Origin of the sequence: Nocardioides sp., assembly GCF_035429765.1 — a bacterium.
GTDB lineage: Bacteria > Actinomycetota > Actinomycetes > Propionibacteriales > Nocardioidaceae > Nocardioides.
Window position 1 is genome coordinate 47409 of sequence record NZ_DAOMFK010000001.1, and the last position, 13247, is coordinate 60655.

Annotated in this window: 18 protein-coding genes; 2 read left to right on the plus strand and 16 right to left on the minus strand. The window is 70.4% G+C overall.

The window, feature by feature from the left end:
• Positions 1 to 3: 3 nt before the first annotated feature.
• The 3 genes from PLP61_RS00205 to PLP61_RS00215 form a co-directional block, all read right to left on the minus strand.
• Positions 4 to 390, minus strand: coding sequence for a VOC family protein (locus tag PLP61_RS00205; RefSeq protein ID WP_324499179.1), 387 nt, complete (start codon positions 388 to 390; stop codon positions 4 to 6).
• Positions 391 to 455: 65 nt separating this feature from the next.
• Entirely contained in the window at positions 456 to 1697 is a 1242-nt protein-coding gene (locus PLP61_RS00210; RefSeq protein WP_324499181.1) for an alpha/beta hydrolase, read from the minus strand.
• Positions 1698 to 1760: 63 nt separating this feature from the next.
• Positions 1761 to 2102, minus strand: coding sequence for a YciI family protein (locus PLP61_RS00215; protein ID WP_324499183.1), 342 nt, complete (start codon positions 2100 to 2102; stop codon positions 1761 to 1763).
• A gap of 73 nt (positions 2103 to 2175) precedes the next feature.
• Between PLP61_RS00215 and PLP61_RS00220 the strand changes: the two genes are divergently transcribed.
• A complete protein-coding gene (locus tag PLP61_RS00220) occupies positions 2176 to 3066 on the plus strand; it encodes a LysR family transcriptional regulator (protein WP_324499185.1) in 891 nt (296 codons plus the stop codon).
• Positions 3067 to 3089: 23 nt separating this feature from the next.
• Here the strand turns inward: PLP61_RS00220 and PLP61_RS00225 are convergent, their stop codons facing one another.
• The 8 genes from PLP61_RS00225 to PLP61_RS00260 all read right to left on the minus strand — a co-directional run bounded on the left by PLP61_RS00225 (position 3090) and on the right by PLP61_RS00260 (position 9229).
• Positions 3090 to 3347, minus strand: coding sequence for a hypothetical protein (locus tag PLP61_RS00225; protein WP_324499186.1), 258 nt, complete (start codon positions 3345 to 3347; stop codon positions 3090 to 3092).
• A 570-nt stretch (positions 3348 to 3917) separates the two neighbouring features.
• On the minus strand, positions 3918 to 4442 hold the full coding sequence (locus tag PLP61_RS00230) for a hypothetical protein (protein ID WP_324499188.1): 525 nt from the start codon (positions 4440 to 4442) through the stop codon (positions 3918 to 3920).
• A 14-nt stretch (positions 4443 to 4456) separates the two neighbouring features.
• Entirely contained in the window at positions 4457 to 4597 is a 141-nt protein-coding gene (locus PLP61_RS00235; protein ID WP_324499190.1) for a hypothetical protein, read from the minus strand.
• Between the two features lie 141 nt (positions 4598 to 4738).
• Entirely contained in the window at positions 4739 to 6319 is a 1581-nt protein-coding gene (locus tag PLP61_RS00240) for a sensor histidine kinase (protein WP_324499191.1), read from the minus strand.
• Between the two features lie 38 nt (positions 6320 to 6357).
• Positions 6358 to 7026, minus strand: coding sequence for a response regulator (locus PLP61_RS00245; protein ID WP_324499193.1), 669 nt, complete (start codon positions 7024 to 7026; stop codon positions 6358 to 6360).
• 168 nt (positions 7027 to 7194) lie between these two features.
• A complete protein-coding gene (locus PLP61_RS00250; RefSeq protein WP_324499195.1) occupies positions 7195 to 7746 on the minus strand; it encodes a cysteine hydrolase family protein in 552 nt (183 codons plus the stop codon).
• A gap of 274 nt (positions 7747 to 8020) precedes the next feature.
• A complete protein-coding gene (locus PLP61_RS00255; RefSeq protein ID WP_324499197.1) occupies positions 8021 to 8611 on the minus strand; it encodes a PIG-L deacetylase family protein in 591 nt (196 codons plus the stop codon).
• 57 nt (positions 8612 to 8668) lie between these two features.
• Entirely contained in the window at positions 8669 to 9229 is a 561-nt protein-coding gene (locus PLP61_RS00260) for an OsmC family protein (RefSeq protein ID WP_324499199.1), read from the minus strand.
• Between the two features lie 115 nt (positions 9230 to 9344).
• Between PLP61_RS00260 and PLP61_RS00265 the strand changes: the two genes are divergently transcribed.
• Positions 9345 to 9992, plus strand: coding sequence for a TetR/AcrR family transcriptional regulator (locus PLP61_RS00265; protein WP_324499201.1), 648 nt, complete (start codon positions 9345 to 9347; stop codon positions 9990 to 9992).
• 173 nt (positions 9993 to 10165) lie between these two features.
• Here PLP61_RS00265 and PLP61_RS00270 read toward each other — a convergent pair whose 3' ends face one another.
• The 5 genes from PLP61_RS00270 to PLP61_RS00290 form a co-directional block, all read right to left on the minus strand.
• Complete coding sequence (locus tag PLP61_RS00270) at positions 10166 to 10597, minus strand: hypothetical protein (protein ID WP_324499203.1); 432 nt, start codon at positions 10595 to 10597, stop codon at positions 10166 to 10168.
• Positions 10598 to 10602: 5 nt separating this feature from the next.
• Positions 10603 to 10851 (minus strand): DUF8691 family protein, encoded by a 249-nt coding sequence (locus PLP61_RS00275; RefSeq protein WP_324499205.1) that lies wholly within the window; start codon positions 10849 to 10851, stop codon positions 10603 to 10605.
• Positions 10848 to 11528 (minus strand): DUF2306 domain-containing protein, encoded by a 681-nt coding sequence (locus tag PLP61_RS00280; RefSeq protein ID WP_324499207.1) that lies wholly within the window; start codon positions 11526 to 11528, stop codon positions 10848 to 10850. The genes PLP61_RS00275 and PLP61_RS00280 overlap by 4 nt, the downstream gene beginning before the upstream one ends.
• Positions 11525 to 12208 (minus strand): hypothetical protein, encoded by a 684-nt coding sequence (locus PLP61_RS00285; RefSeq protein WP_324499209.1) that lies wholly within the window; start codon positions 12206 to 12208, stop codon positions 11525 to 11527. Before PLP61_RS00285 ends, PLP61_RS00280 begins: the two co-directional genes overlap by 4 nt.
• 475 nt (positions 12209 to 12683) lie before the next feature.
• A complete protein-coding gene (locus PLP61_RS00290) occupies positions 12684 to 13058 on the minus strand; it encodes a nucleotidyltransferase family protein (protein ID WP_324499210.1) in 375 nt (124 codons plus the stop codon).
• Between the last annotated feature and the right edge of the window lie 189 nt (positions 13059 to 13247).

Here is a 13247-nt window from a genome sequence, read left to right on the forward strand (position 1 = left end):
CGTTCATGTGGGCGTCGGCAGTGTGTGCCAGTCGGTGGTGGCACAGAACACGTTGCCCTCCGGGTCGGCGTAGACCCGCCAACGCCCGCGGGGGTCGTCCCACCGTGGCTCCGCCCCGAGCCCGGCAAGACGGTCCAGATCGGTCGGGCCATCCAGGCGCACGTCGAGGTGGACACGGCCGCCGCAGGGGGTGAGCTCCTCCGCTGGGCTCACCCACACGTGCAGTGCATCGCGACGGCCCAGGAGCACCGCCTCGGTCTCGCCGAGCGTTCCCTGCTCGATCGCGGCGGCGTCGGAGGGGTCGATCGGGAGGTCCAGGAGCTCCGACCAGAACCTGGCGAGCTCGCTCGGTCGTCGGCTGTGGATCGTGATCGCGTCGAGATGTGGCACGGGGAGCTCCTGGGAGTTGATGGGCATGACTGAGGCGGGCCGCGCGGCCGTTGCCGACGCCTTGGTCACCCGGGGAGGAGCTCATCCTCCATCGGGTCTCGCGGCAGGAACCCGTCGAGTGCGTCCACGACCAGGGAGGGCTGCTCGAGGGTCGGCATGTGCGGTGTTCCCGGCATCTCCGCGTAGCGGGCGCCCGGAATGTCGCTCGCGATCCGGGACATGACCTCCGGCGTGGTGGACAGGTCCCGTTCACCGGCCAGCACGAGGGTGGGAGCGCTGAAGCCGGTGAGCTTCCCCTCGACGTCGAGGGTCTGGAACGCCCGCCAGGCCGCGGCCGAGTGCTCGGGATCGCCGCGCAGTACACAGTCGCGGGCGTAGCGCACTCCCCAGTCGTTGACGGCGAGGCCATCGCAGGTGAACCACCGCACCAGCGACGGCGCCACCTGGGCGGCCATGCCGTCCTGCTCGACCGATCGAGCCCGGCCCTCGAAGGTCTCGAACGCCACGTTGGTGGTGGCCATGAGCGTCATGGAGGCGAAGCGTGCGGGCACGAGCGTCGCTGCGGTCTGCACGATGCCGCCTCCGTAGGAGAGGCCGACGACGTGCGCGCGGTCGAGACCAAGGGCGTCCATGACGTCGAACAGGTCGGTGGCGAGGTCATTCATCGACGTGGGCAGCGGCGCCTCGGTGGCCGAGCCGTGTCCGCGCACGTCGTAGGCGAAGACCCTTCGGCCGACCGCCAGCCGGGCGATGACCGGCTCCCACATGCGCCAGTCCAGGCCCAGGGCGTGCACCAGCACGACGGGGGGCCCGGTGATGCCCGCGTGGGCCACGGTGGTGCCGTGGTCGCCGGGACGCACACGATGCAGGGAGAGGGGCTCGGGAATGCCCGCCTCACGGAGGACCCCGTCGATCACGGTGAGCGCATTGAGCGCGCGCGGGAACCCGGCGTAGACCGAGACGTGCAGGGGGATGCCCCGCAGCTCGGTGGCGGTGATGCCCTGGCTCAGCGCTGCGACCGTGTGGGCGGCGAGCTGCGGCTCGGTGTCGCCGAGGGCGGCCAGGACGGCGACGGTGGCGAGCTCTCGCTGTCCCATCGTGAGCTCCGAGCCAGCCAGCGGACCTGCGAACGGCCCGTTCACCAGCCAGTCGTTCATCTGGGGCGAGGCCGCTCGGACAGCACTCAGTGCTTGATCCGGGCGGCGCGCCATCAGCCGGGCGAAGTGCGCCGCTCCGCGGGTCTCAGCGACGGCGGTGCGTTCGGTTCGGACGTCGTGGTCCCGATCGTGGAGCTCGAGAGGGTTCATCTGTTGTCCTTCCAGAGAGCCAGGTGTCCTGACTTCGATGTGCGTACGGTCGGGAGGTGTGGTTCAGGCCGGGACGGGCGCGGCGCTGTCGCGGAGCGGCAGGGCGAACGGGCCGCGGGTGGGGAGGAAGGCGTGGACGTCGTACGTCGCCAGACCGTCGCGGGTGAACGGGTCCGCCGCGATCAGCTGCTCGATGGCGTCACGGTCCGCCGCACGCGCGATGATCACGCCGCCGGTGCGCGGGGCCTGGGGTCCGGAGGCGAGGAACGCGCCGGCGGCGAAGTGCTCGTCGAGGAACCGCCGGTGCGCCGGCATCGCTGCGTCGATGGCGGTCAGGGGACCGGTGTAGGTGACGATGAGAACGAAGACCAGTCCGTCGCGGGAGTCGTCGCGCGTGGATGTCATGGTCACCCAGTGTGGGATCACCACCGCTATCGGGTCCAAGACTTGTTGAGGCTTACAGCCATATGCTGTGCTTATGGTGGACAGTAGGCAGCTGCGGTACTTCGCCGCGGTCGCGCACCGGTTGAACTTCACGCGCGCCGCGGAGGACCTCCTGATCGCGCAGCCGGCGTTGAGCCAGACGATTCGCCAGCTCGAACGAGAGCTCGGCGTGATGTTGTTCGAGCGCAACACCCGCGGGGTGACCCTGACGCCTCCGGGCGAGGTCCTGCTCCGCGGGGCCCAACGCACGCTGCGGGAGCTGGAGGTCACCGTCGATGAGGTGCGCAGCTTCGCCGGGCAGGTCACCGGACGGGTCCGTCTCGGTGCCTGGCAGTCCATGGAGGTGCGGCTACCGGACCTGCTCGCCGCCTTCCGTCACGAGTATCCGGCCGTCGACGTGGCGGTGAACGAGCTGGTCTCCGACGCGATGCTGGACGGCGTGCGGGCGGGGACGCTGGATGCAGCCATGGTGGTGAAGCGCGAGCACGTACCGATGGCGGGGCTGGCCAGCCAGCCGTTCATCACCGAGCCCTACGACCTCGCGGTCGCAGAGTCGCACGCACTGGCGCAGCGCACGGCGGTTCGCCTGGGCGAGCTCGCCGAGGAGCCGTTCGTCATGCACCGGCCGGGGTCTGCCGTGCGCGACCAGATCCTGCACGCCTGTGCAGACGCCGGGTTCCGACCGCGCATCGCCCTCGAGACGGGCGAGATGAGCGCCGCGCGGGCGTTCGTCGCCGCCGGTCTGGGCATCACCGTTCTGCCGCGGTCATCACTGGCCAGCGCCGGTCCAGTGGTCCGCATCCTGTCGTTGCGGCCAACGATCCACCGCACCTCGATCCTGGTCTGGCCCCAGAAGGGCCCACGCTCTGCGGCCGCGGGGTCCTTCCTGCAGTTCGCGCGCGCGAACGAGAACCTGTTGCACTGAGGCCGCACGCGCGAGCGCGGTGGTCATTCGACGTCACGACCAGCGTGGGTGAGGACGAGACGTCCACGGGTGCAGACCGCAAGGGCGATGGCGACCAGTGCGGTGGCCGCTGCGGCGGCCCAGAGCATGGTGTGCTCGGACCCGACCACACCGAGGTAGGAGTAGCTGGCGTCGAAGGAGGCGTGGAACAGGGCGGCGACGACGACGCTCCCGCTTGCGGCGTTGACCAGGCCGGAGATCAGCACGCTGGTGGCGACCACCAGGAGCAGGAACGGCGCCACCGGCAGCCCTCACGAGCAGGGGCGGCATGGTCCAGAGCGCGAGGCCCTGGGGGAGGTGCCAGCTGATCACGCCATGGTCCTGGGCGATCCGGCTGAACCACCAGGCCCACGGTCCGGCGAACAACGCCAGGGTCACCAGGACGATGGCGCTTGTGCCGGCGTGGTCGCGGCGGCCCGTGGTACGCATGCCCCCCCGGTCCGCGGCGACGAGGACCGCATGGAACAACTGGTCGGCGACGTCGGCCTTGTCGAGGTACGACGCACCGGCGGCTCGCGCGACGTCGGCGGTGCGCCGGTCGTTGCCGAGCACGACGGTCGGGAGACCGGCGGGGAGTCCACGGAGCTGTTCGAGGTGGTTCCCGGGGGTGGCCGGGTCGAGGTCGAGGACGACCACGTCGGCGTCCGTGCCGACCACAGGGGAGGTGGTCGCCGGGCGCGGGCCCGCGACGTACGACTCCACCACCACGGTGCCGCCACAAGACATCAGCAGGTGCCGCAGGCTGGTCCGCACCCGTTCGTCGGCGGCGACGACGGCGACCCTGATCGGGCGGGTGGAGGTGTCCAGCGACGTCACGGTGCGCCTGCCTCGGCCAGCGCTGCGGACGGGGACCGGTGCGCCCGGACCTGGACAGCGGTCACCACGAGCCGGACGGCCACCATGGTCAGCGCCATCAGGACGAATGCAGCGGTCCAGGCGTCGGCGCCGGTGATCTGATGGCGCATGGAGAACTCGCCGATCGTGCGGGCGCCGGTATGGGTGGCCCACTGGGCAAAGAGCATCCGGCCGCCGATGGTGGCGACCCAGACTGCGGCGAACGCCGTGCCGGCACTGACGACGAGGTCACCCTGGTGGCGGTGCATCCGCGTCATGGCGGCGGCCAGCGTGCCGAGCACCAGACCGGCCCCGATCCCGACCAGCTCGAGCCCGAGGTCGTGGCCGGCCGTCGGCAGGTCCCGGAGGAACCAGCCGCCGGCGGTGGCGACGACTGCGAGCGGGACGAGGAACGTGGAGCGGGTGATCCGTCGCGTGCCGAAGTTGCGGGTGAGTACCCAGCCGAGGAGGGCCAGGTTCAGGATCCATTGGGCGGTGGACATCGTGGTCTGCCTTTTCAGAGCTGGGAGGAGCGGTCGCGAGGGACGGAGAGGAGCGGCCGAGCGGTGCGGCAGGAGCGGGCCCGGCGCTGCTGCTCGGCGTCGGCGACCCGACGCGTGATCTCGGCGTGCGCGAGGAGCGGGTTGAGGTTGTTCATGGCGACTTCCTTCGGTTCCTGGTGCACCGGTCGGTACATCAGAAGCCTCGCGTCAGAGAGGGGTTCGTCGCGTCGGCACAGTGGCCGGACCGGCCTCGGCGCTGTGGCCGTGACCGGCCTCGGCGTAATGACGTAGACGAGTCAGCGGGGGAGCGGCAGGGTGACGGTGACCGTGCTGCCGCGCCCGGGGGCGGAGTCGATGCCGAAGGTGGCGCCGATGGCGTCCGCGCGCTCGCGCATGGTGCGCAGGCCGAGGTGACCGGGCCGGTCCAGGCGCGGGTCAAACCCGGCGCCGTCGTCGCTCACGCGCAGCTCGAGGACGGTGTCGCGTTGCTCGAGGTGCACGTCGACGCGTTCGGCCCCGGCGTGCTTGACGGTGTTGTGCAGCGCCTCCAGGGCGATCCGGTACAGGTGCTCCTCGACGGTCGGGTCGAGCCGGATCCAGCCGCCCGGTCCGTGCACGTCGACGGCGAGTTGCTCGCGGGCGGCGACCGCGGCGGCCTGTTTGGTGAGTGCCGCGACCAGGCCCTCTGCCTCGAGCGCGCCCGGCCGGAGCTCGAAGATCAGTGCGCGCATCTCAGCCAGCGCGGTCTGGGTGAGCCCGTGCAGCTGCTCGATCTCGACGGCGACGGGATGGTCCGCGGCGAGGCCGGCACTCTCGAGGTGCCGTTGGGCGGCGCGAGCATGCAGCGTCATCGAGAACAGCGCCTGGCTGACCGAGTCGTGCAGCTCGCGCGCGAGCCGGTGCCGCTCCTCGAGCGCGGCGGTCTGCTCTGCGGCCCGGTAGAGGGTGCTGTTGCGTACGGCGACGGCGGCCTGGTCGGCGAGGGCGGAGAGGTAGCCGCGGTCGTCGTCGTCGAGGTCCTGCCCGGCGGCGAGGTAGACGGCAACCTCCCCGACCACGACGCCGGAGGCGACCAGCGGGAACAGCACCATGTCCGCCCAGGGCACGTCCCGGACGAGGAATGGATGGACCGGTGCGAGCGACGGGTCGGCCAGCGCGGTGTCCCGGAAACCCCGGGCGATGCTCCCGTCGTACTCCCCGAGGTCGACCGGGCGCATCCCGCGGATGCGCCACACCTCTTCGAGTGCCTCGGCGAACCCGGCGCCGAGCACGTCGTCGGCGTAGGCGGTGGCCGGGCGGCTCCAGTCCTCCTCCCAGCACACGATGCTGCACGCGACAGCGTCGCTGGTGCTGTGCACGGCGTCGACGACTTGCGAGAGCGTGGTGGACAGCGGTTGGTCGACGCTCATCCCGGCGGCGACCTGGGAGAACATCGCGATCCGCGCCTCGAGGCGCTGGAACGACAGCACCCGGTCGGTGGCGTCGGTGACGATGTCGACGACCCCGACAACCCGGTCGTCACTGAACAGCGGCGCGAACACCACGTCCCAGTACGTCTCGGTGCCGGGGATCGCGATCCGGTGGGCGGCTTGACGGATCACCCGGCCGGAGAGGGCGGTGTCGGCCAGCAGCTGGACTGCCTCCTCGTTGCCGGGAATCAGGTCGTTGAGATGGCGGCCGGGCGCGGTGTACTCCGCCGGGACGCCCAGGTAGTGCTCGTAGAACGCCGTCCAGGTCTTGTTGCACCGCTGCAGGCGCATGTCGGTGTCGAAGACGGCGACGCCCATCGGCACCCGGTCGAAGAACAGCTCGAGGAGCTGGGTGTCGAGCGGGGAGCTGCTCGGCGCGACGTCGGCGATCAGCGGCTGCGTCGGCATCGAGGTGCTACGCAGGAAGTCCCGGGACGGTTCAGAGCTCATCGCGTCGGGCGCCCGGGCTCTTCCACGAGTCCCTCTCGCACCGCCCACATCGCGGCCTGGGTGCGGCTGGCCAGACCGAGCTTGGCGAGGATGTTGGACACGTGTGTGCGTGCCGTACGCTCGCTGACGCCCAGCTCCCGGGCGATCTGGCGGTTCGTGGCGCCAGAGGCGATCGCCGCGATGACCTCGCGCTCGCGTGGTGTGAGTGGCGCCTGCTCTCGTTGGGGGGCCCGCAGCGACGCGGTCAATGCGCGCGCTGCGGCCGGGTCGAGGTGCACCTCGCCGGCGATCGCGGCCCGGATCGCCGCAGCCACGTCCGGCGCATCGGCATCCTTCAGCAGGTAGCCCGAAGCGCCTGCCTCGAGCGCGGCCCGGATCTGCTCCTCCTCGATGAAGCTCGTCACCGCGACGACCTCGATCTCCGGCCATCGCCGCTTCACCTCGTGGGTGGCCGCGATCCCGTCCATCCGCGGCATCGTGAGATCCATCAAGATGACGTCGGGCACCTCGTCGGCACGGTCGAGGACGGCGATCTCGTCCAGGGCCGCCCGGCCGTCCGAGGCCTGGCCGACCACGCGCATGCCAGGCTCGACGCCCAAGTAGGCCGCCAGCCCGGTCCGCACGACGCGATGGTCGTCGACCAGGAACACGCGGATCTCGTCCACTCTCAGCCCTCCCGGCCCGCCGTGTGCGGGCCCATCTTCCCGGCTTGCTCATCGCGCGCGCAAGATTCCCGAATCGGGGGGCACCCCTCCTGCCGGCCGGTCGCTCAGCTGCGCACACCGCAGGATGTGACTCGGGGTCGCGGACCCACACGCACAGAGGTGCCCGGGTCAGTGCCTCACGTCGCTCCCGACTGCGGCGAGGAGCAGATCGGTCGACGTGACGGTCGCGAACTCGCCGTGGAGATTCACCGCGGTGGCGTGAGCGAGTTCGTCGGCGGTCATGACGGTGCCATCGGGGCCGGTCCTGTCGAACGTGTGAGTGGCGTCGAGGGCGTACCACACCTGGTAGCCGAGGTTGCCTCCGATGCGCGCGGTGGTCTCGCAGCAGTGATTCGTGGTGATGCCTGCAATCACGATTCCCGCGATGTCGTGGGCCTGCAGCCACGCGTTCAGGTCAGGGGTTCCGTGGAAGCTGGAGTTGACGTTCTTGCTCACCACGAGCGCCGGCTCGGCGGTGAGGTACGGCTTGAGTGCGTTCCCGGGCCGGCCGGGATGTAGCGGGCTGTCGGGATCGTCGGAGTCGTGACGGACATACACAATCGGGAGCCGCGCTCGTGCGAAGCCCCCGATGAGGGCCGCGATGTTGCTGTCTGCCTGGGGGTTGTTGCGCGGCCCCCATCGTGGGTCCTCGAAGCCCATCTGAACGTCGACGACAACCAACGCAACGTGCGGTCGGAGACCAGCGAGCCTGGCGCCTGATCCGTCCATCTTCGTCCTTCGTCTGCGCCGGCGATCGTATGACGACGCTGACGGTAGCGCGGCTCGACTGCCCGCGCCTGCCACCGCGCCAACGTCCGCCCGCGGCCGTGGCGAACCGCGCGCGGGTGGGCCAGGGTCTCCGACGCCTTGGTGCCCTGGGCTGAGAGGACCTGGGCGCGCCGTCTGCGTGGAGGATCTCTCGGACCATGCTTCCTCTTCGGTGACTCCACGTGCGTCATCTCGCCGCCACGAAGCTCTCGGTCGACCACCACTCTCGGTAGGTCTCGGAACCGACCAGGTCCTCCAGGACCCTGGTCTGCGAGGCGTGCGCTCGCAGCGCCCGATGCTTGCGAGCAAGGAGCGGGCCGCTCAGCCTGACCTGCGCCGAGAGTCTGGCGTCCGACGTGACCGGTGGGGTGGTCATCCACAAGCCCACTCGATCGTTGAGCTCGCCCCAGCTCCGGTGAAAATCGGGCGTGAGCGTCGCGTACCAGAGCTCCGCGTGCTGTCCGGTTTGTCGCCACGCCTCCCTGGTCCAGGCCGAGACCGCCCGATGGTCCGGGTGACCGGTCATTCCGTCCGGCCCGAAGGTGACGATGACGTCCGGACGCACGTCCTCCATGACGGGCACAAGGTCCGAGGCCCCCTCGGCGAGCGACACCCTGGTGAGGTCACCGTCGCGGTAGGTCAGCCACCGGTGCTCGTGGACGCCCACCTGCGCCAGGCTGGCGATCAGCTCGCGCTCGCGCAGCGGCGCCAGGCGCTCCGGCGGAAACGTGCGCCGCTCCCGTTGGGACGGTTGCGGCGGGGTGGCCGGCCCGAGCATGCCCGGGGCATGATGTCCGCGCCGAGACGGCCGACGCGGAGCATCATGCGGGTCGCTTCAGGCGCGGGCGACATCGATCGAGACTGCGACGGGGTTGGTGACCGTGTCCCGGACGGGCGAGAAGCGAGTGAGCCCGGCGATCTCGGCGAGCTGGTCGTCGTCGAGTTCACCCGCGACCTTGATCGAGACCCGGATCTCCTCGTAGCCGGGGCGGATGTCGCTGTCCAGGCCGAGGAAGCCCTGAACGTCCAGGTCACCCTGCACCGTGCACTCCAGGCCCCGCAGTGCCAGGCCGCGGGCAGCGGCGTGGTAGACGATCGTGCCCGTCAGGCACGCTGCGAGGGCCTGGAGGGCGTACTCGCCGGCGTTGGGGGCCCGGTTCTCCCCGAGCAGGACCGGCGGCTCGTCGCTGTCCAGGACGAACGGCCCTTCGCGAGTGGTGTCTTCCTGCCCCGCGCCGTAGAACCCGTGGATGGTGGTGCGGCTGTGGCCGCCGTCGATCCAGTGATTCCGAGCGCGGAACTGGAACTTCCCCAGACCGGGGTCGGCGGTGACGGCCTCGACCGTCCCTGTCAGCCGCTCGACGTCGACCCCGTTGATGGTGCTGCTGATGCTCATGGTGACTCCTGATGATGGGAGAGAAGTTCTCCGCGGCCGATGTTGCGACCGTAGAGTTAGCACGATCGGTCGTACTAAGTTAGAAGGTACGACCGATCGTGCTAAGTTGTCAACCATGACGACCGAGAGTGCGAAGCACGACCGCCCGAGACCGCGTCGGGCAGACGGGGAGCGCACCCGCCGTGCGATCTTGAGCGCTGCCGCGGCGCTGGCCACCGTCGACGGGTTGGAGGGCCTCTCCATCGGGAACCTGGCGACGGCGACCGGCATCAGCAAGAGCGGGCTGTACGCGCACTTCGGGTCCAAGCTGGAGCTGCAGCTGGCGACCGTGGAGGAGGCCGAGCGGGTCCTTGCCGAGGAGGTCGTGCAGCCTGCACTCGCCGCCCAGCCCGGCCTGGGGCAGCTGGCGGCGGCGTGCGAGGCCTTCTTCAGCTACGTGGAGCGTCGCGTGTTCCCCGGCGGCTGCTTCTTCGCTGCCACCTCGCTGGAGATGGGCGCTCGACCCGGGCCGGTCAAGGACCGGCTCGCCAGGGTGCAGTCGGAGTTCACGGCGCTGCTGCGGTCGTTCGCAACCACCGCGCTCGAGCAGCACGAGCTTTCCGCCCACGAGGATCCCGACCAGCTCGCCTTCGAGCTCCACGCGATCCTGCTGGGTGCCGACACCAAGTTCGTCCTGTACGACGACCCGGCGGTCATGGTCCTGGCCCGCCAGGTCATCCACCAGCGGCTGGGACTGGACAAGGCCAGCGACGCCTCCGCATGAGGCCACGCCTGCCTCGCCTCAGGTGGCGGGGCGGAGTCGATGGACTTCACCGGCCGGTGCTCGACAAGGTCCACAGCATCCGCCATGTGCGGCTCACGATCGACGCCCCCGGACCTTCGCGGAAGCAGGTGCCCCTCCCGCCGTTGCACGTGGCCACCTGCCCTCGGCGGAGGTCACCGGTACCACCGGTCGCCGCCGGCGACGACGTAGCGCTGCCAGACGTAGCGCCACGGCACGACGGCGACCACGACCACGACCAGCGAGCAGTTGACCAGCACCTCGGTGGTCGCGGCGTCGAGACCGTCGCCCGTGGCCTTCGGCAGCGCGACGAGCGCCAGCCAGATGAGCTTCCAGGCGGACTCGAACAGCAGCACGGGCACCATCGCCACCGGATGCCGCAGACCGAGGAGGGCGCCGAGGGACATGGCGGTCAGCATTGACAACGTGACGCCCTCGTACAACGGCATCGTCGAGGCGTCGGGCAGCAGCGGCCACTTCACGAGGACCAGCCCGAGGCCGATGAGCAGGTAGCCGGAGCGCATCAGGTTCAACCGGGTGACGGACAGCTCCAGGGACGTGGGAGGGGACGCGGTGAGGGTGGACATGTGGATCACTCCTTCTCGCCCGAGAGATCGGGTTTCGCGGGTGGGTTGATGGGGCTGAGCGCGATGAGCGTGATGCCGCCGTCGCGGAGCTTGGCCAGGACGCCGTGGAGGTCGGCCTGGTCGACGACGGGGCCGGTGAGCGTCGTGGTGCCGTCGTCATGGTGGGTGAGGGTGAGACCGCCGAGCCAGCCGGCCCAGTGGTCGTCGAGGTGTCCTCGGACGTTGATCGCGTAGACCGCGCCGCCCGTGGTCATGACCGGGCTCCAGCGAGACGGGTCCGCGAGCGGCGGATGGCCCACTCCGCGACGGCGAGGTTGATCGCCCAGCCCGCCCCCTTCGCCAGGTCGCCGGCGACCACGTCGGTGCCGACGAACGCCTCGCAGAGGCTCTGGGTAAGCACCTGGGTCCCGGCGCCGAGGCCGAGGGCGTACGCGCGGATCATCCAGGCGCGGTGCGCGGGGAAGTCGCGGCGGCGGATGGCGGTGAAGCCCAGCACGAGGCTGGCGATCGTGGCGGAGCCGACCACCAGTCGGAAGAGGTACAGCAGGTCGCCCGTGCCCGGCTGGGCGGCGTACGTCAGGGTCAGCCACAGCCCGGAGCCGGCGACCAACAGGCCGGCCACCGACAGCACGCGCCCGGCGCGGCGGTGCCAGGCCCAGTGGCGGCGCCGGAAGCCGGGCACGAACTGCAGCGCCCCGACAAGCGCGAAGACCGCGCTGCCGACGATGTGGACCAGGAGGGCGACGGGGAAGGAGTCGAACCGGTCGTCGGCTGGGAAGACCGCGGGCCCTCCGGCCAGCTGCACCAGCCGGAGCGTGCCGGCGGTCAGCGGGATCGCGCTGAGCAGGACCAGGCCGACGGCGACCGACCAGCCGCTCCGAGCGCCGGCCCCCGAGGGGGTCCGGCGCTCCTCGAGCGAGTGCGTGGTCATCGGACGGCTGCCGGCTCGGCGGAGGAAGCCGGCGCGGTGTCGACGGCGGGCTGCGTCCGCGAGGCCCGCCACAAGGAGGCCCCCAGACCCATCAGGGCGATGCCGACGGGCACCGCGAAGGGGCGGCTGAACGACTCGGGGAGGGCGGCGAGCGCGAGCGCGGAGACGGTGCCCGCGGCGAACAGGGCGGAGGCCCACCGGGCCAGGAGGCCGGCGCGGAACAGCGCGATGCCGAAGAGCAGGCCGCCGATCGCGTAGCCGATGCCCGTGACCATGAAGAGGTCCTGGACATGCCCGATGTCGCCTGCGGGGTTGTTGCCCATCGCGCCGTCGAGGTAGTCCTGCACGTAGCCGGGGTCGGTGCGCGCCACGACTGGGAGCACGGTGGCAACGATCGCCTGGTTGGCCAGCATCGCGAGGTAGCCGATGCTCACCAGCACGTAGCCGACGAGCCCCAGGACGCCGAACCGGTGCCGGTTGTGCAGGAACATCCCGGCGAAGCCGGCGAGCGCGAGGACGGCCATCGTCGCCTTGGCCAGCTCGCGGACGAACACGTCGGTGGTGACGACGTGCGCCACGTCGGCGGGCGGGTGGTTGATCTGAACGCCGACGTACAGAGCGCCGGCCACCGCGGCGCAGGCACCGGCTGCGGCAGTGATGCGGTTGAGGGTGATGTCCATGTCGGGGTTCCTGTCCTGACCGGTGCCGGGCTGGGTGTCCGGCGATGTCCTGACGCTAGGGACCGACGTGGTGACCCGACATCACCACATGATGTGACCGGCTTGGTGATCCTGCTCCGGGTGGCCGAGCTCCTCGAGAAGTCACCGCAGCCCGCGTCGGCGGCGCTCGGCGCGGCCCGCTGCGGCCCGGCGCCGGCTTGGGTGCGTATCTGGTCGAGCAGTTCGCGGGTCACGTCCAACGCGGCACGGTGGGGGTGCCGGCACAGGGCCCGCACCAGGTTGTCCCCGATCTTCTCCGCAACGGCAAAGGGCCCCTGACCTGCGTGGTGGCAGGATCAGGGGCCCCTTCAGGCCGAGGCGATGTCCTAGATGTCGTAGTAGAGCTCGTTGTATCCCTGTGGTATTGGCTGGCGTTGTGCGGTATTGAAAGCGCCCGCTGACCTCGGCAAACGCCAGATGTCGTGATTGATACGAACTACAACAAGTTGGCTCGTGACGGATCTCCTGCGGTATCACTGCGGTATTTGACGAGGTCGCTGACGAGGATCGCCTCGGCCTCGACGCGGTCTTGGAGGCGCGGCTTGACCGCTGTCCCGAGGTCGACGGTGACGCCCAAGAGGTCCTCCAGATCGAGCTTGTGTCTGGCCAGGTCGAACAGGCTCGTTCCCGGGGGTACGTCGGCCAAGAGGTCGAGGTCGCTGTCCGTGGTGTCTTCGCCGCGCGCCACGCTTCCGAACACTTGCGCGTTGGTGATGTCGTGACGGCGCAGGTAGTCGAGTAGGTCGTTGAGGCGCGCCAGAACGACGCGACCGATCGGACCGCGCATCGCCCCTTCGGTGCTGACCGCCATGGTTCGAAGGTAAGGGGGAGACGTGGCTTCGGCCTATCGAGTTCCGGAGCGACACGCCCGCTGTGCCTCCGAACATATGTTCGGGGCGGGCGTAGCCTGTTGGTGATGCCGGGTGACGACTCCTCGGCGGTGTGTAGCCCTCCGGGCGTCCGGTGAGAACTGCAAGCGTCTCGTCATCCCTGGCGACGG